The sequence below is a fragment of the Paenibacillus sp. SAF-068 genome, assembly GCF_051967555.1.
Taxonomy (GTDB): Bacteria; Bacillota; Bacilli; order Paenibacillales; family Paenibacillaceae; genus Paenibacillus.
Genome location: NZ_JBQCJX010000003.1, coordinates 523,751 through 547,342 on the forward strand (window position 1 = coordinate 523,751; position 23,592 = coordinate 547,342).

The following is a 23,592-nucleotide window of genomic DNA, read 5'->3' on the forward strand; positions in this document are numbered from 1 at the left end:
TTATCCATGATTGCCAGACTATGCCAGGAAAAAACGGTGCTGTTCAGATTTTGCAGAGAGCTGTTCACAATTTCATGCGGAGCACCTCTATTTTTTTTGCTAAACATACTATATGATAAGATTACCGAAACCGTTTTAGGTTTTGAAAAGGAGATAGAGTTTTACACCGGTAAACGTTGATTACAAAAGGATTAATTTATCTATTGGAGGAAAAAGTTCATCCGAATTAAACCACGTTTTTTATTAAAATATGTATTCGCTATCATTACAATCAATTACCGATAACCAAAGGAGATTCCATATGACGACCAACCAAACGAAATATCCGTTTCAGGATACAGTACTAGCGTTAGACACCCGGGTGAAGGATCTTGTATCCCGTTTGACTGAAGATGAAAAAATTGAATCCATGCTGCAATATCAACCGGCAGTAGACCGCCTGGGTGTGCCTGCATACAAACATGGCACAGAAGCGGCACACGGCTTGGCCTGGCTTGGCGAAGCAACATCCTTCCCACAACCTGTAGGACTGGCATGCACATGGGATGCGGATCTGATGAAGGAGATCGGCTCCGTTCTCGGAGACGAGGCACGTGTATTTTATAAACGCAATCCGGCAGTGAACGGTCTTACGCTGTGGGCACCTACAGTAGATATGGAGCGTGACCCGCGCTGGGGACGAAATGAAGAGGCGTATGGTGAAGATCCGGAACTGACAGCCGAGCTGACGACAGCATTGGTCAAAGGAATTCAGGGCGACCATCCCAAATATTACAAAGCGGTCGCTACCTTGAAGCATTTCCTCGCGAACAATAACGAAGTGGATCGCGGAAGCGGTTCTTCCAGCATTGACCCGCGCAACATGCGTGAATATTATCTGAAGGCGTTCGAGAAGCCATTCAAAGAAGGCGGTGCACAGTCCATGATGACTGCGTACAACTCCATTAATGGTACGCCAGCGTTGTTGCATCCATTTGTGAACGAGATTGTCAAAGGCGAATGGGGCATGGATGGTTTCATTGTCAGTGATGCAGGCGATGTAATGGGTATCAAGAACGATCATAAATACTATGATTCCCACACTCCGGGTACGGTGGAGTCCGTGAAGGCAGGAATTGATAGCATCACCGATGATGCTGAGCTGTCCAAACAGGCACTGCGTGAAGGGTTGGAACAAGGTACACTTACCATGGATGATATCGACAAGGCACTGTTCAATACGTTCCGTGTACGCTTCCGTCTGGGCGAGTTCGATCCGGAAGAAGGCAACCCGTACGCTGCGATCGGTGAAGAGTCCATGATGACGGAGAAAGCAAAAGAACTGTCGCTTCGAGCTGCGAGAGAACAAGTGGTATTGCTCAAAAACGACAAAGGCACGCTCCCGCTGGACAAAACAAAAGCTGGTAGAGTGGCTGTCATTGGTCAATTGGGCGGAACCGTCTATCGTGACTGGTATGCAGGCACCATGCCGTATAACGTATCCCCGCTTGAGGCGATCCGTGGCAAAGTAGGCAGCGATAACGTGGCGTTCAAGGATGGAAATGACCGGATTACGTTAACTTCCGTGGCCAACGGGAAGAAGATTGGACTGGCGGATGGTGAGAAATCACCTGTTGTTGCTTCGGGAGAAGCGGAGACATTTATGGTGTCCGACTGGGGCTTCGGAAGTTATACCTTGCAGGCCGAAAGCAACGGCAAATATCTGACGACAGATGAAGAGACTGTAACGGCATCGGCAGATGAAGTGTATGGCTGGTTCGTGAAGGAAGTATTCCATCTGTTGCCACAACAGGATGGCAGTGTAGGTCTGACTACATGGAATGGCAAAACGGTGACTGCACCTAATGGTGGAAACGATGCATTCGCAGTGTCCGAAGAACTGAAGACTTTCGGTGCCACAGAAACATTCAAGCAGGATGTGGTTGTGAACGGACTTGAGGAAGCGGTAGCAGCTGCCAAGGCTGCAGAAACGGCAATTGTCTTTGTCGGTAACAATCCGCTTGTCAATGGGAAAGAGGAGATCGACCGTCCAAGTCTGGATCTGGCCGAATCCCAGCAACGTCTGGTTGAGGCAGTCTATGCTGCGAACCCGAGCACGGTAGTTGTCATCGTGGGAAGTTATCCGTTCACATCCAACTGGGTTCAGGAGAACATCCCCGCAGTATTGTATACTTCACACGCAGGACAGGAACTGGGTAACGCAGTAGCTGATGTATTGTATGGCGACTATGCACCAGCAGGCCGTCTGAACATGACGTGGGTACAATCGGCAGATCAACTGACCGACATCAAGGATTACGATATCATTCAATCCGGTCGGACGTATCAATATTTTGAAGGCAATGTACTGTATCCGTTTGGACATGGTCTGACGTATGCAACATTTAAATACAGTAATCTGGCGTTAAGTCCTGCACAAACGGGTACGGATGGCACCATCACGGTAACTGTGGATGTGACGAATACTGGTTCAATCGCAAGCGACGAGGTTGTACAGTTGTATGTTCGTGCAGGCAAATCACGGGTGAAACGTCCCCTCAAAACGTTAAAAGGATTCCGTCGTCTTCATATCGAAGCGGGAGCTACAGTGAAGGTCAGCTTCACCTTGCCTGTTCAAGAACTGGCAATCTGGGATGTAACTCGGGATCGATATGTCGTGGAAAGTGGAACTTACTCCATTATGGTGGCCAAGTCATCCTCCGATGTTCAGCTGGTTGCAGACCTGACGGTAGAAGGAGAGACGATCCCAGCTCGTAATCTGGGTGTGGCTACCCGTGCCGAGAATTATGATGCTTACCTGGGTGTTGACCTGGATGAGAGCAAAGAGGGCGGCAGTGCTGTCCGTGTAGTTGGAGAACAAGGATGGATTGCCTTCAAAGATGCCGATTTGGGTAGTGGAGCAGCAGCAATTGAAGCACGTGTCTCCGCAGAACAAGCAGGCGCTGTGTTGGAAGTGCGACTTGGCTCACCGGATGGTGCGGTCGCAGGACGTGTGGAACTGGCACAAGGTGACGCCCAGCAGTGGTCTACTGTTAAGGCTGAACTCACGGGTGGATCAGGTGCACAGGATGTATACATTGTGCTGTCTGCAGGTGTACGTATCAGTCACTTCGAGATTCGTTAAGTCTAATAGCTCATGAAAAAGCCTCCGAGTGCATTCGGAGGCTTTTGTTTGTTGTTTGATGAGCATTTTGCATAAATCCCCAATATGCTTTGCCATCTCACGTCTTTTTATTTTCCGTCAAATGAAATCATTTTTTGCACAAATTGCTTCAATTGTTGGTTGGTTTCATTCAATTGCTCAATTGTGCTCATAAAATTGTTAACCAGTTCGGCCTGTTCTTGAGAACTCGCAGTGATCTCACCAAGTTCATTCTCCATGCCTTGTATGGATTGCCGGACCGAGAGAAGAGAATCTTCAATACGGGCCGTTGCTTCTTTGGTATCCACAGACAGTTTGCGAATTTCTTTGGCAACAACGCCAAAACCTGCACCTGCTTCACCGACACGAGCAGCTTCAATGGCTGCATTCAATCCAAGCAGATTGGTTTGTTCGGAGATTTCACGAATGAAGCTGGCGACTTGAGTTACATTTCCTGATTTCTGTACGGCTTGTTTGGAGTTGTTCCGAATCTCTTCGGTTGTGGCACTGAGTTCCTCAGAGTGTGCGGCCACGTGCTGTACACTGTCAATTAATTGGTTGGTCAAATTCTCGGTAGCATCCATGAGCTGTTGCAGCTGGTCCTGGTCATCCATACTGTAGAGGAGATTGAACAGGGCGATGACTTCACCTTGCTCATTTTTAATGGGGATAAAAGCCACGTCAAACGGAACACCGAATAAATCTTTAGGGTAGTGATCGAAGCGTTTGACTGTACCGCCGTTGAGATCAGCAAAATTTCGATTTCCATCCAACAGAGGGTCTCCAGGTTGATAATTCAGTTGTTTTAACGATTCCCCTGCTGAGAAATATAAGAATTTTTCATGATCAATAACGGAAAGGGTTACATCCTGACGAATCGTATCTCGAAAGAAAGGCATACATGTAATTAATGCTTGAACAATATCCATATAAAAGATGATTCCTCCCTGGTTACCTTATGTAAACGGTCTAATTTTTAAATGCTAAAATAATAACTACCTATATAATATATCATCATGCAATAGAGAAGGAAGTAGCGAGATTGGATAAAACATATTCTACATACAAGGCCGCTATACGCCAAAAAGACACGAGTCCGCCGGGGGACTCATGTCTTAATAATTGGGGAGGGGAGTACAATTAATGTTTAGGACGTACTAAGCTGCATCGTAACGATAGTTCGAGTGGCTCGTGTTGCATTAACATCAATCAAACGTTGATTCCGACTTCCGCGGAAGGGCAGGGAGACATCACGCTCTGCTTCAACATATCGCCCGTCAATAATGACGTCGCACAATCGGGCAAGTTCTGCTCTTGCAGGATCGGTGACCAGTTCTTCATATTCGAATCCCGTGTAGGCCCATACCGTCAGATCAGGACGTGCAGTGCGGAGCTGCTGAACCCATGACGTACATTCTGCTGCCGAGAAAAAGGGATCCCCGCCACATAACGTAACGCCATCCAGCAACGGATGGGTCGTCACTTCATACAGAATTTGCTGCTGCCGCTCCTCTGTAAAGGGCTCACCCGCTCGAAAGCTCCACGAATCCGGACTGAAGCAGCCCGGACAGGCGTGGCGACATCCGCTGATGAACAACACGGCACGCAGACCTGTCCCTTCATTGACCGATTCGGGAATGTATCCATACAGATTCACCGGTGTTTCACCCGATCCCGTACTTCGGCCTGCTTCGCAGCATTGAAGCGGACTTTGTAATCTCCGGTCAGATAGCCCGTTACACGGCGTAACCGCTGGAAGTGTACATGGTCCTCATGAACTTCACAATGTGGGCATACATCCCCGATAACCCCTTCATAACCACATGCAGGACAGCGATCAATGGGATGGTTAATGGAAAAATAACCGATATCCTGCGCCAGTGCATATTGCACGATTCGCAGGAAAGCTGTGGTGTTGGCTCGAACGTTACCGTCCAGCTCCACATAGGAGATTGCGCCTGCATTGCATAACGTATGGAACGGGGCCTCCAGTTCAATCTTCCGATAAGCTGGAAGGGTATGATAGACCGGGATATGGAATGAGTTCGTATAATACTCCCGATCATTAACTCCTGGAATGAGGCCATAACGTTCTCTGTCGATCTTCGTGAATTTGCCGGATAACCCTTCCGCAGGTGTGGCAAACAGGGTGATATTCAGGTTATGCTGCTCGCTCATCCGGTCACAGAACTCTCGCATGGTCCGAATAACGTTGAGCGCTTCGCGATGTACATGAGGGTCCTGCCCATGATGGCGTCCATAGAGAGCTGTCATGCATTCAGCGAGACCGATAAAACCAAGGGATAACGTTCCGTGCTTTAATAGATCGGCAACGGGCTCGCTTGGGGCAAGCTGTTCTCCACCTTCCCATACACCCTCGCGCATCATGAAGTCCGATGCCTTGGCAGGCTGTGCTGTCTGAATGCGGTAGCGATGCAGCAGACCAGAAGCGGCATTATGCATCACGGATTCCAAAGCAGTGTAGAATCCAGCCCGATCCGCAACAGCTCTGGCACCTTGGCAGATGCCAAACCGGATACCCAGCTTGACCAGATTAATGGTGTTGAAGGACAGATTTCCTTTACCGCTTTGACGATTGCGGCCAAATCGGTCAGCCAGTGTACGTGTGCGGCATCCCATAGTTGCGATAATCGTATCCGGATCTTCCGGATGATAATAAGGCAGATTGAAAGAGGCATCCACATTGACAAAGTTAGGATACATCCGCCGGGATGAACAGGTGACTGCGAGGCGGAACAAGTCATAGTTCGGCTCTCCTTGAGCCTGATTGATCCCCTGTTTACATTGGAAAATATGTTGAGGGAACACGGGTGTTTCCCCGTTGCCCAGGCCACGAATCGTTGCTTCGAGCAATGAACGTGATATCAACCGTCCTTCCGCAGAAGTACATAATCCATAATTCAGTGATGTGAATGGAATCTGGCCACCCGCCCGGCTGCTCATCGTATTCAAGTTGTGAATCAGTGATTCAGCAGCTTGTCCTGTCTCCAGTTCAGTCTCCTCATAGGCGAATGCATATGCTCGTGGGCACTGGTTCTTCGCTTCGATGCTGTCCAGATAAAGCTGTTCATCTTCAAGCAAGACATGCTCACCAAAGAGGCGTTGCCCTTTGCGATAATGTTTGCGGAACGATCGCTGTACATAAGGGGCCAAATCCCAGTCAATCTTATTGGCCGATACCCCGCCATACTGACTGTTCTGCTGGGATTGGAAGATGATCGCAACCAAAGCCATGGCAGACATGATCGTCTGAGGTGTGCGAACCGATCCGTTGCCTGTATTGAAACCCGTGGCAAGAAGACGGTCAAACGGGATAAAGATGCAGTTGGTTGTTCCAAGGGCATACTGATCCAGATCATGAACATACAGATCCCCGTTCTCCACAGCTTGGGCAAGCTCTTCCGGCAACACATGACGTAGAGCATGCCACTTGGCGGTCTCCGAACCGAGCCTGCTCATTTTTCCGCTGAAGGAGTCCCCGTTCAGATTCGCATTTTCCCTCAGCGTATCGGCGTCTTCTGCGCCAATAATTCGTCTTCCCAGGTCGGATAATAGATCGGATGCCGGTGGAGTGGCATACTCAAGCATGTTCATGTAAGTTTCCTCCTAAAATGATTTTGAATATCATTCAATTCACGTTAAATACTATATGTAGATTTATATTATCCATTTATAAACTATATGTGGTTTTTTGGGTGTGATAATGGTCACACCCCTTAGTGGGCAAAGTGGACTTTCCTTTACTTGCTGTGGATAAAGGTTCCCAAAGTCTGAGTAGAAGCGTATAATTTCTAGTTATCCTGCAAGGATAATAATCGAACTGAGACAAGATGGACTGTAACCAATCTGAAAAGGCGATTTGCAAACCATTTTCCGTAGTTAAGTCATCAGTTTAAGACCTGCAATTGTCCAAAAACGGGCCATGGGCAGGGAGTATGATTCTCTTTTACTTCTACGGTGTTAATCATATAAGTATAGATTGTGACAGCTATTCGGATTGTTGATGAACCCCTGTACGTGATTAAACGTTCTGATATACAGATTTGAAAGTGCAGCTAAGATAAGAGGGGTGAATCATGGGAACGGCAGAAGGCATTACGAGAGGCTTCTATGAAGATATAAAGGAAGCAGCGGCCCATATCGTAGACGTATTAAGCGGTATATTGAAGGTCAATACCATCTTTGTTGCCACAAATGACGGGGTGACCAATGTCATTTTGGAGGCCTTTAACCGTACGGAAGAGTTGATTGTGAAGGGCAGTGTGCTTTCTTTTAACGAATCATATTGCAGTCTGGTATTAAGAGACAAAAGCAGTATTCTTACCATCCAGGACACATGTGAAAACCCAATGACACGTTCCATGAACGTTACGAGCGGGCTTGGGAATCGTTTCTTCGTGGGCGTACCGATCATGAGAAGATCTGGTGAGGCATTCGGAACGATATGTCTAATGGATGATCCTGGTTATGTGATCAGCGAAACGGACATGAAGACACTGAACGCGATGGCTGTATTCCTGGGCTATGTTGTGGATCTGGAAAGCACGTTGCATGTTCAGGAGCGAAAGTTGAGTCATTCGGAACAAATCCAAGAACAACTCCAGGCAGAGAAAGAACGTGCCGAATCGGAGGCCATGACCAAAGCGCAGATGCTCAAGCTAATGAGTCACGAGATTCGCAATCCACTGAACGGTATTCTGGGACTGACAGATCTGATGCGCACTCCGGATATGTCGGAGGAGCAGTCGGAATATGTGAATATGATTGAGACGAGCGGCAATATTCTACTCTCCCTGCTGAATAATATGATGAATTTCAATATCAATGAAGCAGGTAGAACGGTTATACATGATGATCCGTTCGATCTCGTTGGCACCATTGAGAATACCGTGTATCTCTATGCCGGAATTGCGACGGGCAAGAACATTGAGCTGGGACTAAATCTTGAACTGAATGTGTCCCAAGTGTTCGTGGGTGATGAAGTCAAGATTGGACAGTTGCTTGCACATGTCATCCAATATGCTCTGGATTCAACGCGTGAAGGTTCGGTTCTGATCACAGCAGTAGTGAACGGAGAAGAATCTGAGGAGACCGGTACCCTTCAGCTCAGGGTGAAGTACACGGGTCAGATGTTATCGGACAAGAAGACCCCAACCTTGAGCCAAGACGAAAATTTCAATATTCAAAAACTGATTGGAAGCAATCTGGGTTTGGCTGTAAGCCAGAATCTTGCCATCCTCATGCATGGCCGCATACAGGTGAGCAGTGTGAAGGAAAACGAGACGGAATTCAACATCTCCCTTCCGTTGCGCAGATATTGGGAGTTACCTCAACTGGCAAGTGTTCAGCAAAGGTTAAAAGGCAGCAAGGTCCTGCTTGTCAAAGACCCTGACATTCTGCAAGGCGTCTCTTCCCTGATGCGCAGGTGGGAGATGGATGTACACATGACCTCAGGGTTGACATTAGCGCATGATTGGATCAAGGAAGGACTCAAGCCGGATGTAGCCGTTGTGGATATGGGCCTTCTGGAGGGCGGAGCAGTTGATTTTGTACATGAGCTGAAGCAGGGAACCGAGAATCTGCCTGTCCTTGTCCTTATTCCTTATGGGATGCATATTGAATTGCACGAAGCAGAAGCTTTTGATGCTGTTCTGACCAAGCCGGTTAGACAGGCTGATCTGTTGAATGCATTAAGTATTACTCTGCCTTAAATCATGATCAGATGATAAACCTTGATTTGGCGCACCTGGCAATAGGTGCGCTTCTTTTCATTTTCCATTTTCTGAGCTAAAGCCCTTTTCATCCGGGCTGGTTACGTTACAATAGAATATGAACTTCATCTTTATAACCAATAGAGGAGGATATGCAATCAATGGATTATCGCAGATTAGGTGGAAGCGGACTGAAAGTAAGCGAGATCAGCCTGGGAAGCTGGCTGACGTACGGAGGGTATGTGGAACGTGAAAATGCGGTGAAATCAATTGAAACTGCATTCGATGAAGGCATTAACTTTTTTGATACAGCCAATGTATATGAACGGGGTGCAGCAGAAGAACTGCTCGGGCAGACGCTCAAAGCGTATTCCCGTGACTCTTATGTACTTGCAACCAAAGTATTTGGCAAAATGGGTGATGGTCCGAATGACCAGGGGCTGTCGCGTAAACATATCAAGGAGCAATGTGAAGCCAGCCTAAAGCGCCTGGGCGTTGAATATGTGGATATCTACTACTGCCATCGTTATCATACCGAAACACCGATAGAAGAAACACTCCGTGCACTGGATGATCTGGTGCGTCAAGGCAAAGTGTTATATGTAGGCGTCAGCCAGTGGACTGCGGCTCAGATGGAAGATGCATTGGGTACAGCAGACCGTCTGCTTCTGGATCGTATCGTGGTCAATCAGCCGGTGTACAACATGTTTGACCGATACATCGAAAATGAGATTATCCCGCTCGGTGAACGTAAAGGCATCGGACAAGTCGTATACTCCCCGCTTGCTCAAGGTCTATTGACCGGGAAATATACATCCGTCTCCGATATCCCGGAGAATAGCCGTGCGGCTAAGCTAGGATGGGATGAAGGAAAGATCAATGCGGATCGCATCGGGAAAGTTCGTCAACTGATTGAAGTGGCGGACAAGCTCGATCTGAAGGTTGGCCAACTGGCCCTGGCCTGGATTCTGCGCCAAAGCAATGTATCCAGTGCACTTGTAGGGGCAAGTCGTCCCGAGCAGGTCAAAGAGAATGCAGCTGCATCAGGCGTGAAGCTGGATGCTGCCATTGTCGAGGAGATTGAGAGCATCCTTGCCTGATCTTCTGTTATAGGCTACAAGCTGAGATGATATGCAATAGTCCATAAAGCAAGGGATGTCCTGTCCGCCTGAATAGGCCAACAAGACATCCTTTTTTTTGATCGCGTTGAACGGTTAGATCCCATTTTTAAGTGTAAGAGACAAGGAGCGAAAAGGTAAGGCACACACGCGGTTACGCCCTGTATTCTTGGCTTCGTATAGAGCGCGGTCGGCCTGTTCGAAAAAGTCGTCATCGTCATGAGTATCACAATGATCCGGATACACGGCTACACCAATGGAGATGGTCAGACGTGTCGTGTGGCCGTCGGGCAGAGCAAAATGGTATTTCTCTACTGACTGGCGGATAGATTCAGCAGTAGCCATTGCCTGACGGTTTCCACAGTCGAGCAAGAGAATGGCGAATTCTTCCCCGCCGTTTCGTGACACAATATCGGCAGATCGGGCATGCTCAACGAGCAGTTGTCCAAGTTGCTTCAGGACCGCATCGCCGGCAGAATGACCATACGTGTCGTTTACTTTTTTGAACCGGTCAATATCAATGGCAAGCAAGGACAGCTTTTGCTGGTAATCACGCGCACGCTGAAGTTCCAGTTGAAGTGATTTTTCGAACTGTCGTCGATTGCTAAGATTGGTAAGATGATCGGTAGATGCTCTTCTCTCCAAAAGGAATAACATCTCATTGGATTTATTGATGAATTCTGCGATGATAAAGATAAATATTCCACCGACGAAGGAAATGGTCATTTGTAACGGATATACCTTCATTAATGAATTCATGCTGTCTGTATTTAACATAAGGATGATAAAGATTAACGTTATGCCGAGCAGATTCATCGTAATAATTTTGGTTAGTCGGGACCAGGAAGCATAAGCGAAATATACACCGGATAGTCCGATCAGAGTCATAACAAATCCTGCATCGATGGCAGAGGATGACATGCCGAACATCAGAATTCGAAGGACCGAGATCACAAGTCCCGTAACGACCGAAGCCATTCCTCCCAGATATACTGCTGCGGTAACGATGGCCAGATGCCGTAGATCTACAATTGTCGTCTCGTTCAGAGGGAAGGAATAGTTCATGAGAACTGTGCCATATATGCCGAATAATAAGCCGCCGATCAACTGAACACGTAATGAGGGAAAAGGCAATCGGATTCTATAGAACTTGGCGATGATCCCGGACACATACATAAACGTAATCATGACACAGATATTGATGAAAAACGTGCTTAACAACCGACATTCCCCCTTTATACGCACATCCCTATATTTTATCTGAAAAATGGTGCTGTAGCGAACCATATTATCCCAAATTATCGAGGGGATTAATGGGAAAGGTGTTTTTAATTCCATATCCGGATGGCTGGCGTGCATATTGACTTCAATATACAATCAGATTTATACTTAATCTAAATCAAAATGTATTCCTTCTTTTTTGGGAAAACCATCATAAGCAGAAGATCGGTGTCTGATTTCATATAAAATGGATCAATAATAAAGGAGAAATGGTTGTGAGAACTTTAAATCTGACGATACAACGACAAGCGGTATATGATGTGGTGCGCCATTCGGAGGATCACCCGACAGCTGCTGATGTTATGAATCGACTCGTGGAACAAGGGTATAATCTGGCCTATGGTACAGTGTATAATTCTCTTCGTTATCTCACGGACAAAGAATTGATACGGGAGCTTAAACTCGGAGAGACAGCCAGCCGGTATGATGCTCGTATGGATGATCATCAGCACATTATGTGTGAAGTGTGCGGCAAAGTGGACGAGGTGATGACAGAGGTGCCTCCACAATGGATGAAACAGGTAGCTGAAGAAACCGGATATGCAATCGATCATGCTCATGTGGTCTTTGGAGGTGTCTGCGGGGAATGCAGAAACAAACGGATCAAGTAAAAATAAAACTTCCTGGCCGCCGTTTACCGCTTAGGGTTAAACCGGCCCTGTCCGATGCAGCACCCCTTGTGGACAATTGTCCTGTTACACGCCGTGTTATTCTGATCAGCCCAATGCCGGGGCAGGTTCATGAACTGGTAAAGGCCTTAACGGATAGCTGCTTCGATGTACTGGTCTTTCACCGTTGGGAACCGGATCTGCATGAGCGACTGGTCTTCGATCTGTTGATCTATGACCTGTCTGTTGCCGGAACGATCGATGCCTTTGCCGGCATTAGCAGCCGATTGAATCGTGAGGCTGAGCATACAACACCTTGTCTGTATCTGGTCGGTGAGAAGATGATCGGCAGCGCGAGTGGACCGATGCTTCAGGAGGAATTGCTGGTGTGGCCTGCTCGTCCGCAGGAAGCACTTTACCGGGTGCAGCGTATGATTGGCAACAGTCCAGCGCTACCCAAACGTGGTTTTTTGCCTGAGGAAGGACAGCGTGTCGGATTCAAGGATCTGTGGCTCGATCGTGAACGAATGAGTGTGCAGCGCGATAATAACCGGATTCATCTAACCAAGACCGAATATGATCTGTTACTCAAGTTGATTGATGCCAAAGGCGCAGTCATTTCCCGTGAGGAGATGCTCAGCGATATCTGGGAGACAGACTTTACGGGTGGAAGTAATGTGGTGGATGTTCATATCAAAAGCTTGCGCAAAAAATTGGGCGATAACGCGTCTTCGCCGCAATATATCGTAACAGTAAGAGGAGTGGGCTACCGCCTGGCGGATTAGTCCGCTTTTTTTTGTTGCCTGAAAAGTATGTTCATCGTTCATTCATGAAGTGTTGAAGAACCTCATCTTAATCTCATGTGAACCTCATGCAAGAGCAGATTGGGACATGTTAGAATTAATTTAACAGTTAGATCAAGTCTAAATGTATATTTATATTGAAGCCGAATATGATTTTATTAGTAGATATAGCAACCGTGAGACCCATTAGAGGAGGACGACAGGATGACAGAACGTATGACAACCAATCAGGGAGCACCTGTAGGTGACAACCAGAATTCCCGCACAGCAGGCAGAAGAGGACCGACACTGCTTGAAGATTACCATCTCATCGAGAAAATTGCCCACTTCGACCGTGAGCGTATTCCGGAACGGGTGGTTCATGCTAGAGGAGCAGGTGCTCATGGCGTATTTACACTGGAGCAGAGCATGAAGCAATATACAACAGCGGACTTCCTGCAAGAGCCGGGTACGGCTACTGATGTGCTGGTTCGCTTTTCAACCGTTATTCACGGTACAGGATCACCAGAGACTGCACGAGATCCGCGTGGATTTGCCGTTAAATTCTACACCCGGGAAGGCAACTATGATATCGTTGGTAACCATCTGCCTGTGTTCTTCATTCGTGATGCGATGAAGTTTCCCGATATGGTTCACTCTCTGAAGCCAGCTCCGGATACGAACATTCAGGACCCCGCCCGATATTGGGACTTCATGACCCTCTCACCAGAATCAACGCATATGATGACCTGGTTGTTCTCAGATCTGGGCACACCGGCAAGTTATCGGGAGATGGATGGTTTCGGCGTACATGCTTTCAAATGGATTAATGCACAGGGGCAGGTCCATTATGTGAAATACAAGTGGGAGTCTGCACAAGGGGTTCGGGGCTTCTCTCGTCAGGAAGCTGCCGAGGTACAAGGACAGGACTTTAATCATGCTACCCGGGACCTGCATGAACATATCAAGAACGGAAAATACCCGCAGTGGAAGTTACAGGTTCAACTCTTGAAGCCGGAGCAGATGGATGATTTTGCTTTTGATCCACTCGACCCAACCAAAACATGGCCTGAAGATGTTCTGCCGTTCCATACGGTAGGCACCATGACCCTGAATCGGAATCCGCAGAATTTCTTTGCTGAAGTGGAACAGGCGGCCTTTTCACCTAGTGCGCTTGTACCTGGAATTGAGCCTTCCGAGGACAAATTGCTGCAAGGACGTCTATTCTCCTATCCAGATACACAGCGGCACCGGCTTGGAACGAACTATTTGCAAATTCCGGTGAATTGCCCGTATGCACCTGTTCGTAATCATCAGCGTGATGGACTCATGAATGTGAATCAGGATCCATCTCCGGTGAACTATGAACCGAATAGCGCCGGAAACAGTCCACAGGAAGATCCGGCATACCGCGACAGTCAGGTTCCATTGCAAGGGCATGTCACTCGCGAAAAAATCGAGAAAACGGATGATTATACGCAGTCGGGGGAACTTTTCCGTTCATTTAGCCCTGTAGAGCAGCAGCATTTGCTGGATAATCTGATCAATGACCTCAAGGGAGTATCCGTCGATATTCAAATGCGTGCCCTGTGCCACTTCTTCCGGGCGGATGGACAGCTTGGCGGACGTCTGGCTCATGGGCTTGGTGTGGATATTTCAGCACATATGCCTTCACGGGAAGGGAAATAAAGTACAATTTGGCCATGAATTCACAACATCATAGGGACTGATATTCGGTGAAAACCGGGCAAACCGTGAACGTGCGGAATTGCCCGGTCTTTCGCTTTTTTTTGCTGAAATGGAAAACAAATTTACAAATCATTTACATAAAATAGCTGACATAGAGGTTGACTTCTCATTTGATGGCACTACAATGGGTAGTGTGAGGGGTGTCAGAAAATGAGAATACACAATTTTAAAGTGGGTGAACGTGGGCTCAACCGATTTTTTGGTCCGCTGGAGGCCAAGATCATGGACATTTTATGGGCTCGTCCTGGCAGTAGCATCCGTGAAGTGCAGACCGCACTTGAACAAGACAAAGACGTCAATTTTAATACAGTCATGACAGTGATGAACCGGCTCGTGGATAAGGGACTTCTCGGAAAGTCACAAAAGGGCAGAACATCTTTGTACCAACCGGTACAGAGCAAGGAGGAGTTTATGAACGACCAATCCAAGGAACTGTCACATGAGTTGGTGGATGAATTCGGAGCATTGGCATTGAATCATATGCTGGATGCGCTGGACGAAGCAGATGCGGGTCTGATTGAACGCCTGGAACAGAAGATCAAACAATGGAAAAAGGATAGCGATTAACATGTGGAAGACCCGCTCGAAACTTTTGTTTACCGTCGGGTTTGGCATTCCGCTACTCGTGTTCATGCAAATGTTCATGTACGCGATGTACAAAATCTTTGGCTGGGATATCCCGTTTAATCTGCTCTGGCTCTGCAATCATTGGATGAGTCGTCTGGGCTGGTTATCCGTGGGACATTTCTTGCTGGCACTGGTCTTGCTGACATTTGCCGGAACAGGCTGGTTGCTTACGGTTCGCATGATGAAAACACGGGCAGCGATCCGCAAGCTCCGCTCCATGGAGATTCAAGTGCTATCCCGTGAGATGGAGTCCAACTATCATGATCTAGGACAGCCAAGTTTTATTGTAGTGGACAAGCCTTCACCCGTGGCATTTACCATTGGTCTATGGAGACCGTATATTGTACTTTCCACAGGACTGCTGGACATGCTTGATGCGGAAGAGGAGGTAGCGGTTGTCTATCATGAAGTACATCATCTGTGGCACCGTGACCCTCTGAAGACGACGTTGCTGTCGGTATTTGCAATCATGATGCCGTATATTCCCGTCTTGAAGCACACTTCAAAACAATATCATATCGTTAGAGAAATTCTGGCAGACAATGAGGCTATTGAACGTACAGGCAATATGGCAGGCATTGGCAGTGCTTTGCTCAAGCTGCTCCGTGCTTGTCCGGAACCCTGGGGGGCAAAAGAATTGACCGTTCAATCCTCATTTGCGGATACGTCGGTGAATGTCCGAATTTCACGTCTGCTTGACCCGGAACAGGACGTGACGCTGAGATTGCCACGTTATGCTGTTCTGCTGTCGGCTACTGTTTTCCTATTGCTGTCTATCTTGTTTGTCTGGTCCATCGGATAGATTCATTTGGCTCAACTTGAGGTCGAATATAACGAGGAAGGAAGATGAACATGAATAATAAAAGTGTAGAGATTGGACTGCTTTTCTCCAGGATTATGATTGGTTTAATTTTTGTATTGCACGGTTGGAGTAAATTCGAAGGTGGAATTAGCGGTACGGTAGGATTTTTCGAAAGTATCGGTATTCCTGGGTTTCTTGCATCCGTTGTAGCGATTATTGAGTTGGTAGGTGGTGCAGCGATGATACTGGGACTGGGAACACGTGTGTTTGCTGCCCTGTTTGTTATCGTTATGGGTGGCGTTTTGCTTACTGCCAAAGTGGGTGAGCCGTTCATGAGTGGTACCGAGTTCGATTACCTGCTGCTGGCGGGTTCCCTGACATTGCTCTTCACAGGAAGCCGCTTTCTGGCCGTTGATTATCTGTTCTCCAGACAGGGGAACGCTCGCCAGAATATGAGTGCTTGAATCGATTAACGATTACTAAAACATAATGAAGTGTAGGATTATTCCTGTAACGAGGTTCTTTATTGGTCAGGCCGGTTCGGAAATTGTATTTGCGAACCGGGCTGATCGGTAGAGAACTTTTTTCGTTTGGACGACATGCCTGAGGTTTGATACAATGAGAATAAGTATGCTACTAAGAAAAAATAAGGAGGATGCATTTTATGATTAACGTCATTCCATCCGATGCCCGCTCCAGCTTCGATCGAGGCTGGCTCCGTGGCAGTCACAGCTTTTCTTTCGGAGAATACCAAGACCCGGAGAATACGGCGTTTGGACCAATGCGCGTAGCGAACGACGATGTGATTGCGTCTGGACGCGGTTTTGGAGCACACCCACATAGTGATATGGAGATTGTATCCATCGTACTCAGCGGCAAGCTGCGACATGAAGATAGTCTGGGCAATGTGGCCGTTACAGGTTTTGGTGGTATTCAGCGAATGTCAGCAGGCAGTGGCATGATTCATACCGAGCATAATGCATCCGATACGGAAGAAGTACGTCTGCTTCAGCTCTGGTTCATGCCGCATACGAGAGGGTTGCAACCCTCGTATGAGACCACGTCTTTTGATCCAGCCGCACTGGCAGGAGCACTTGTGCCGATTGTATCCCCGGATGGGGGACCAAGAGTTGCGACCATTCATCAGGATATGACGATCTATCTTGGACGATTAGCCAAAGACGAAACGTTAACCTTCCATCAGGAGATGGACCGCCGGATGTACATTTTCTCCATCGAAGGCAAGCTGGGATTGGATGGAGAGTACCAATTGAACGCAGGTGACACGGCTCGTGTGGAACAGCAGAATTCAATCGAGCTGCAAGCAAACGAAGATACGTTCTATATGATTATTGATTTGCCGTAGAAGGCTGATGAAATGAACTCCAAGATGAAGGAGGATATACACGTATGGCGCAACAGGAATGGTTTATGGTCAAACATGCGGTGACTGGGCGAGGACTAGCTAATAGCAAAACAGATGCCCTGTCCTATCGATTCCAACAGGAGGGTACAGGTTTCATATTTACCGTCACGGGTCTGGACAAGCAGATTGTGGAACAGATTATGGAACTGAGACAGGAACTAAACGTATTTCGTTTCGTCCAACGCAAGGATCAGCCCCTTTTGAAGCACTGGTACTACGTAGATGGTGAACGGGTAGTATACAACAGGGAGAGTCACACGCTAAGCATCTATGCGAAGTCCGAGATTCGCTATGTGCCTGAGGATTATTTCGCAGATTAACTGCATAATGGCTTGAGTAGGATCGGAATAGTTAATAAGGTCTCTGTTAAATACAGAGGCCTTTTTGCTGTCTGAAATCAAAAAAATGATCGTAATTTTGCAAAAATAAACCACATAATTCCCGGCTGTCTGGCACAAGCTACCTTGTATAAAAACAAGAAACGGAGGGGCGGCATATGGCGGACAAAATATCCGGGAAAGACAAGTCCCGACAATCGGGACGAACTTCAGAAGAGAGAAAACATATCCCTTTGGGACTGCCGTCCCCGCCTTTTCTACGGCAGCCGATCAGTAGAGTACATGAAACGCAGGTTCAAGCGGTAAAGGAGATCTTCTCCGAATGCTCGGATGTGGTATTTCGCAACGTGATGATTACGCCGGAAGTGAAAGGGCTTCTGGTTTATATTGAAGGCATTGTTAACTCAGCCGATATCCAGGAGCATATGCTGCGTCCAATTATTCGAGGCCTGGTGCAGCAGCGCACAGATGAGCCCGATGTTCCACTGGATGATACAACCGTTGAGCTGACGCAGGTGAAGCGGGTTGAAACTTGGGCTGCTGCGACAGAAGGGGTGCTTGCATCCTCCGCACTTCTGGTGGTCGATGGAAGCAGCGAAGCCTGGATGTTCAACGTAAAAGGCGGCGTCAGACGCGGGGTGGAGGAGCCGCAGACAGAATCCGTGATTCGAGGGCCGCGTGAAGGATTCACCGAAACACTGCGTGTGAATACGGCTTTATTGCGGTTCAAGCTGAAAACCCCCTCTCTCAAGATGGTGAGTATGACCCTCGGTACCGAAACCAAGACAGATATCGTTCTGACCTATATCGAGGATATTGCTGATCCGAAATTGATTCAGGACGCGAAGAAACGTCTGGAAAAAATTAAGATCGATGGCATTCTGGAGACGGGTTATATCGAGGAATTGATTGAAGACCACCCGTATTCTCCATTCCCACAGATGCACTATTCGGAGCGCCCGGATACAGTAGCAGGTAACTTGTTGGAAGGGCGATTTGCCATTTTGGTGGACGGCACTCCCTTTGCGTTAATTGCTCCAGTCACAATGTGGCAGATGCTACAGGCCAGTGAGGACTACTATGAACGATTCTTCATCAGTAATCTGGTACGCTGGATTCGCTTTTTATTTGTGGCTATTGCTCTATTTCTACCAGCGCTGTATATCTCGATCACGACATTTCATCAGGATATGTTGCCCACCACGCTGATTCTGAGTATTGCTGGTGCACGGGAAGCCATCCCTTTTCCGGCATTGGTGGAAGCCCTCATCATGGAGCTGTCGTTCGAAGCCCTCCGTGAAGCGGGGGTCAGGTTACCGAAAACAGTCGGTCAGGCAGTCAGTATCCTCGGTGCGCTCGTGATCGGGCAGGCCGCAGTTCAGGCAGGGATTGTGTCCGCACCAATGGTTATTATCGTATCCATGACAGGTATAGCTTCCTTTACAATTCCGCGGTTTAACTTTGCGATTACCGTGCGTCTGTTGCGATTTCCGATCATGTTATTGGCGGGTATGCTTGGACTGTACGGCATTGTGATTGGTTTGGTTCTGATCTCGGTGCATCTGACACAGATGACTTCGTTTGGCGTGCCTTATCTGTCAGGTCTTAGCCCGTACAGTAAAACAGATACCAAGGATATTCTTGTTCGTGTGCCGTGGTGGAAAATGATCAATCGTCCTTCGACGGTTCAGGATAACCAGAAACGGATGAAAGAGAAGATTAATGGTTCGCCTGAAGCAGAGGAAGGATGGTGAATACATGTTTCTTATTCGTAAATTCCGCGCTGCATTGATGTTACTGCTGTGCACCCTTTTCATTGCAGGGTGTTGGGATCGTAAGGAGATTAATGATATTGCCTTTGTCATTGGCATAGCTGTTGATAAGGAAGAGGAGAATTACAGATCCAGTCTGCAAATTGCTCTTCCTGGTCAATCCGGTTCTACCGGCAGTTCGGGAGGTGGCGGGGGTACAAGCGGGGACAAATCGTGGTTCATGTTGTCCAACACCGCAAAGACACTGCGGGGGACCTCACTTGAAGGTCAGAAATCGCTATCTCGCAAGATTTATTATGCGCACCGTCGTACCATGCTGATTGGGGAGGATCTTGCCCGGGATGGCGTGGCTCCAATGCTCGACTTGTTCACGCGTTATCCGCTGAACCGACTCTCTGCATTACCGGTCGTCACGAAAGGCGCGGCATACGAAGTAATGGATACGGATGCTCCTATAGAGAAGTTTCCATCCGAGATGGTGCGAGAGTTGTGCTTCCTAAACATGCGCAACCCGCGTTCACTTAAAACATTCATTGATGCCATTCTTAGTGAAGGTGTGGATCCGTTCCTACCGGTTGCTTCCAAAGTAAGCAATGTTCCAGAAGGTTGGAAGGACGCCAAAACAAACATCAAATTGGATGGATTGGCCATTTTCAAAAAAGACAAGCTGGTTGGCATGATTGATAAGGCTCCAGCAGATGCATTGATTCTGGCTATGGGGGAGGCCAATGCGCCAGAAATTATGGTTAAAGCCCCTGGCGGAGAAGGAAATATGTTCATCAAGCTGAACGAGAACAACGCTTCACTGCATCCACATATCAAAGATGACAAGGTGGTCGTGAACGTTGAGCTATATGCGAAGGGCGTTCTTGTAGATAACGAATCCAATTATGGTGATCGGCGTGAGAACGAGATTGTGAAGTTAAATGAAGCGATTCACGAGAAAATCAAATCCGACATCGAGGAAGGTGTCCGTCTGGTGCAGGAGAAATACCACGCCGACATTCTTGGAATTGGTCGGTCCATTCATCAACATCTGCCAGCGGAGTGGGACAAAATGAAGGCTCGATGGGATGACATATATCCTGAAGTCAAGGTGACGGTTACTCCCCATGTCATTATTGAAAATGTAGGGGTGAGCAATAAACCAATTGGCGTAGTGGAGGAGGACATTGTGCATGATTAAGCCGCTGTTATATACCTACTTGGCCATGGCGATAGTGGTCATCATCATGGATTTCAGACATTTGAAACAAGCGGCTGTCATTAATCGATGGCTATCTTATGGCCTGATTGTATTGGGGACGGGCATTTGGTTCTATGTGACCCATCTGAGCAAAACCTTATATGTGTCGGTATGGATAAGTCACGTCATCCAGCGCTTGTTGCCATTGCCATAGACTTGTGGACGGTGAGCATGTGAGTTGCGAATTGGCGAGAGGGAAGGAGGTATTTCATGAATCAGAAAGTGACACACCGCCAGATGATATTGCTCGTGCTGCTGCTCAGTATTTCAGGCACGTTGATTCAGCCCCATGCGCAGGCTATTTACTACGCGGAACAACATGCTTATCTATCGTATGTGCCAGTGGTTCTCGTGATGCTCTTATCCATGTGGATGGTAAGCCGGGTTCAACGGAGATTTCCGGACCAGGATCTGTTTGAGGCTCTTGCCGGCCGTTTCCCCTTTTTGGGGAGGCTTGCGGGATTGATGTACATTTTGTTTTTTTTCTTCGTGTTTGCGAGAGACATCCGGCTAACAGGTGACTATATAAGTATAACGCTGCTAGAGACCACACCCATCTCCATCGTTGTGCTATCACTTATCGTGATGGGAGTCTTTATCGTCAGAGGTGGACTCGGTTCCTTGATCGGAATGGCAGAGCTGTATGTGACACTGTTTTTGTTAAACTCGGTTGTTGTGCCTTTCATGCTTATTCAACAGATCAATATGGATAATCTGATGCCGTACTTTAACATTGATGTTGCGGGAGTAGGCAAAGGGAGCTGGTACATATTCTCGTTTTTCGGAGAGATGATTGCACTGCCGTTTGTAGTCAAAGGCGGTGACTTTAAATTCAAATCTGTATCTACAGGGATTATTATCTCTGCATTGTTGATGATGCTGATCGTTGTGGAGACCATAACCTCCATTGGAGTTCCAATAGCGTCAAGACTGGTTTACCCCTCTTATGAGCTGGCCAGACAGCTACAAATCAGTGATTTCCTGGACCGGTTTGACCTGGCACTGGCAGCGGCAACTTTGCCTACCATGATTACGAAGATTGCATTTGATCTCTACTTTGTGTGCTGGGGACTGAAACGAATGATTCCGAACGTTTCAGGTAAAGTATTGACAGGTCCTGTGGCCCTGGTCGGTTTTGTCTGTGCATTCTGGTTCTTCCGAAATGCAATTCAGCTCAATCGATTTACCCGGGAATGGACATGGATCGCCATTGTTTTTGAAGTGCTATTCCCTGTAGTATTTTATCTTTTCCTTCGTCCACGCAAAAAGGATAAGCAACGGTCTTCCCATCAGAAATCGAGAGAACATTCAGGGAAAGAAAACACTGAACCCGAGCAAGAAACGGTTGATTTCGGGAAGGATAAGGAGAAAGGAAGGAAGGATTCCCACGGTGGAGAACTCCAGCCTTCCTGATGCTTTCCATCAAAAATCCTTATAGCTTAACGGGCAAAAAAGAGGATAAGCACAGTTTCCCTTCGCAGAAGTACCCTGTATACTGTAGTCAGACTGATGAACATTCGGCTGAACTAACGGGGGGAACATGAATGGCTCAACATTTGGCAGGTGTGCGTGTAGCATTGACAGGACCACGAAAATCGAAAGAAATGTCCGTACTGGTTGAAAAAATGGGTGGAATCCCGCTTGTGCGGCCGTCACAGGGGACGGTATTTCTGGATGATCGGAATATCAGGGATGGGTTGGTATCCTGGATCTCAGACCCGCCAGACTGGGCGGTGTTAACGACGGGTATGGGATTGGATGCATTGTTTGATATGGCTGAGGATATGGAAGTCGCAGGCCAGTTGTTGGATGTATTATCGGAATCCTCCATTGCGGCGAGGGGATACAAGACGGTGAATGCGCTCAAAAAGCGCAAGTTAACACCGCTGGTACGAGATGACGACGGTAGCACGGATGGGCTTATTCGAGAATTCGCTCCACATGATCTCGCAGGGAAAAAGGTCATCTTGCAGCTTCATGGAGAGACAGCTCCCAAACTTGTCGCATGGTTGGAAGAGCAAGGGGCCGTCGTCAGACAAGTGCTTCCTTACCGCCATGTCCCGCCGGAAGAGGCAGAGCTGGAACAGCTGTTGAATGAAATTCTTAAGTTCGAGGTAGATGCTGTTGCGTTTACAAGTGGACCGCAGGTCCGATTCCTGACCCAATATGCGGCTTCCCAGGACAAACTTGAGCCGATGCTTGCCGCCTTCAGGCAAGGTGTAATTCCTGCTTCTGTAGGTAAAGTTACAGCAAACGCTATGCGTGAAGAAGGCATTGAGGCGCTGGTCATTCCGGAAGAAGAGAAGATGGGAGCGCTCATCGTAGAGCTTGGACGTTACTTTGCTGCGGGCCGTGCTGCGAAGATTAGCGGCCTGCAACCATAGTTATCAATGACTATGAACGTATTCAATCATGCGGTAGTTGAATGATTTGAAACCAATCGAATATGTCTATGTTACATCCGGTTCTGATCCATTATTTTGGATCAGGACCTTTTTCAGGTTTGTCTGAAAATTGAAGAACGGACAAATATCATAAGCATGGACATTATTTCCTGAGCGGTGTTATTATGAAAACAATATTGAATGAGAACAAGCAAGGTGCTCTTGCGTGCAGCAAGAGGTAACAGGGAATCGGGTGAAAGTCCCGAGCGGTCCCGCCACTGTAATGGTGAAGCCCTTTTTGATCCAAGTCACTCGGAAAGCCGGGGAAGACAGAAAAGGAAGCTGATGATCCAAAGCCAGGAGACCTACCTTGCATGTGTCACCGAATCCTTCGCGGAAAGGAGTGGTGTACGAAGAATCAGGAATGGGGCGAACCAGCGGTTCGCCTGGCTGGCCCCCCTTGGGCCACATAGTCACAGGATTACCTTCGGGGAGTCTGGACTGTGTTCTTGAGTGTACGTACATGCGTATCCCATCCGTTACAAGGATGGGATTTTTTTGTTTTTTTAGATAAATGTATATCTT

At 47.6% G+C, this 23,592-nt stretch carries 20 protein-coding genes and 1 riboswitch; of the genes, 16 read left to right on the forward strand and 4 right to left on the reverse strand.

All coding sequences use genetic code 11. The features are described from left to right. Positions 1-301: 301 nt before the first annotated feature. Positions 302-3,124: a glycoside hydrolase family 3 C-terminal domain-containing protein gene (locus ACTHPG_RS20065; RefSeq protein WP_440391211.1), complete on the forward strand. Its 2,823-nt coding sequence runs from the start codon at positions 302-304 to the stop codon at positions 3,122-3,124. A 107-nt stretch (positions 3,125-3,231) separates the two neighbouring features. On the opposite strand, the gene ACTHPG_RS20070 is transcribed toward ACTHPG_RS20065, so the two are convergent. From ACTHPG_RS20070 to ACTHPG_RS20080, 3 genes are all read right to left on the reverse strand, one after another. Beyond that, complete coding sequence (locus ACTHPG_RS20070) at positions 3,232-4,071, reverse strand: methyl-accepting chemotaxis protein (RefSeq protein WP_440391212.1); 840 nt, start codon at positions 4,069-4,071, stop codon at positions 3,232-3,234. A gap of 218 nt (positions 4,072-4,289) precedes the next feature. Beyond that, positions 4,290-4,799 carry an anaerobic ribonucleoside-triphosphate reductase activating protein gene (nrdG, locus tag ACTHPG_RS20075; RefSeq protein ID WP_440391213.1) on the reverse strand — a complete coding sequence of 170 codons (510 nt, stop codon included), beginning with the start codon at positions 4,797-4,799 and terminating at the stop codon, positions 4,290-4,292. Then, on the reverse strand, positions 4,796-6,757 hold the full coding sequence (locus ACTHPG_RS20080) for an anaerobic ribonucleoside triphosphate reductase (protein WP_440391214.1): 1,962 nt from the start codon (positions 6,755-6,757) through the stop codon (positions 4,796-4,798). The genes nrdG and ACTHPG_RS20080 overlap by 4 nt, the downstream gene beginning before the upstream one ends. Positions 6,758-7,239: 482 nt before the next feature. Here ACTHPG_RS20080 and ACTHPG_RS20085 point away from each other — a divergent pair, with 482 nt between their 5' ends. After that, the gene (locus ACTHPG_RS20085) at positions 7,240-8,874 is read left to right on the forward strand and encodes a histidine kinase dimerization/phospho-acceptor domain-containing protein (protein WP_440391215.1); all 1,635 of its coding nucleotides are present in this window, start codon (positions 7,240-7,242) and stop codon (positions 8,872-8,874) included. A 161-nt stretch (positions 8,875-9,035) separates the two neighbouring features. Continuing rightward, complete coding sequence (locus tag ACTHPG_RS20090; protein WP_440391216.1) at positions 9,036-9,974, forward strand: aldo/keto reductase family protein; 939 nt, start codon at positions 9,036-9,038, stop codon at positions 9,972-9,974. Positions 9,975-10,088: 114 nt separating this feature from the next. On the opposite strand, the gene ACTHPG_RS20095 is transcribed toward ACTHPG_RS20090, so the two are convergent. Beyond that, on the reverse strand, positions 10,089-11,213 hold the full coding sequence (locus ACTHPG_RS20095; protein WP_440391217.1) for a GGDEF domain-containing protein: 1,125 nt from the start codon (positions 11,211-11,213) through the stop codon (positions 10,089-10,091). A 275-nt stretch (positions 11,214-11,488) separates the two neighbouring features. Here ACTHPG_RS20095 and ACTHPG_RS20100 point away from each other — a divergent pair, with 275 nt between their 5' ends. From ACTHPG_RS20100 to ACTHPG_RS20160, 13 genes are all read left to right on the forward strand, one after another. Further along, complete coding sequence (locus ACTHPG_RS20100; protein ID WP_036612807.1) at positions 11,489-11,884, forward strand: Fur family transcriptional regulator; 396 nt, start codon at positions 11,489-11,491, stop codon at positions 11,882-11,884. After that, positions 11,860-12,666, forward strand: a complete 807-nt coding sequence (locus ACTHPG_RS20105) for a winged helix-turn-helix domain-containing protein (protein ID WP_421893949.1) — start codon at positions 11,860-11,862, stop codon at positions 12,664-12,666. The genes ACTHPG_RS20100 and ACTHPG_RS20105 overlap by 25 nt, the downstream gene beginning before the upstream one ends. Before the next feature lie 222 nt (positions 12,667-12,888). Then, positions 12,889-14,352, forward strand: coding sequence for a catalase (locus tag ACTHPG_RS20110; RefSeq protein WP_440391218.1), 1,464 nt, complete (start codon positions 12,889-12,891; stop codon positions 14,350-14,352). Positions 14,353-14,562: 210 nt separating this feature from the next. Then, positions 14,563-14,979: a BlaI/MecI/CopY family transcriptional regulator gene (locus tag ACTHPG_RS20115; protein ID WP_017691824.1), complete on the forward strand. Its 417-nt coding sequence runs from the start codon at positions 14,563-14,565 to the stop codon at positions 14,977-14,979. A gap of 1 nt (position 14,980) precedes the next feature. Then, on the forward strand, positions 14,981-15,841 hold the full coding sequence (locus ACTHPG_RS20120; protein WP_440391219.1) for a M56 family metallopeptidase: 861 nt from the start codon (positions 14,981-14,983) through the stop codon (positions 15,839-15,841). Between the two features lie 50 nt (positions 15,842-15,891). Beyond that, positions 15,892-16,305, forward strand: coding sequence for a DoxX family protein (locus ACTHPG_RS20125; RefSeq protein ID WP_440391220.1), 414 nt, complete (start codon positions 15,892-15,894; stop codon positions 16,303-16,305). A gap of 200 nt (positions 16,306-16,505) precedes the next feature. Next, complete coding sequence (locus ACTHPG_RS20130; protein WP_440391221.1) at positions 16,506-17,207, forward strand: pirin family protein; 702 nt, start codon at positions 16,506-16,508, stop codon at positions 17,205-17,207. A gap of 44 nt (positions 17,208-17,251) precedes the next feature. Continuing rightward, on the forward strand, positions 17,252-17,587 hold the full coding sequence (locus ACTHPG_RS20135; protein ID WP_440391222.1) for a hypothetical protein: 336 nt from the start codon (positions 17,252-17,254) through the stop codon (positions 17,585-17,587). A gap of 176 nt (positions 17,588-17,763) precedes the next feature. Next, a complete protein-coding gene (locus tag ACTHPG_RS20140) occupies positions 17,764-19,359 on the forward strand; it encodes a spore germination protein (protein WP_440391223.1) in 1,596 nt (531 codons plus the stop codon). 4 nt (positions 19,360-19,363) lie between these two features. Then, entirely contained in the window at positions 19,364-20,563 is a 1,200-nt protein-coding gene (locus ACTHPG_RS20145) for a Ger(x)C family spore germination protein (RefSeq protein WP_440391224.1), read from the forward strand. Further along, complete coding sequence (locus ACTHPG_RS20150; protein ID WP_440391225.1) at positions 20,556-20,777, forward strand: hypothetical protein; 222 nt, start codon at positions 20,556-20,558, stop codon at positions 20,775-20,777. The genes ACTHPG_RS20145 and ACTHPG_RS20150 overlap by 8 nt, the downstream gene beginning before the upstream one ends. A 56-nt stretch (positions 20,778-20,833) precedes the next feature. Beyond that, positions 20,834-22,036: a GerAB/ArcD/ProY family transporter gene (locus ACTHPG_RS20155; RefSeq protein WP_440391226.1), complete on the forward strand. Its 1,203-nt coding sequence runs from the start codon at positions 20,834-20,836 to the stop codon at positions 22,034-22,036. 131 nt (positions 22,037-22,167) lie between these two features. Next, positions 22,168-23,007 carry a uroporphyrinogen-III synthase gene (locus tag ACTHPG_RS20160; protein ID WP_440391228.1) on the forward strand — a complete coding sequence of 280 codons (840 nt, stop codon included), beginning with the start codon at positions 22,168-22,170 and terminating at the stop codon, positions 23,005-23,007. Between the two features lie 197 nt (positions 23,008-23,204). Further along, positions 23,205-23,394, forward strand: a riboswitch (cobalamin riboswitch). Positions 23,395-23,592 lie beyond the last annotated feature (198 nt).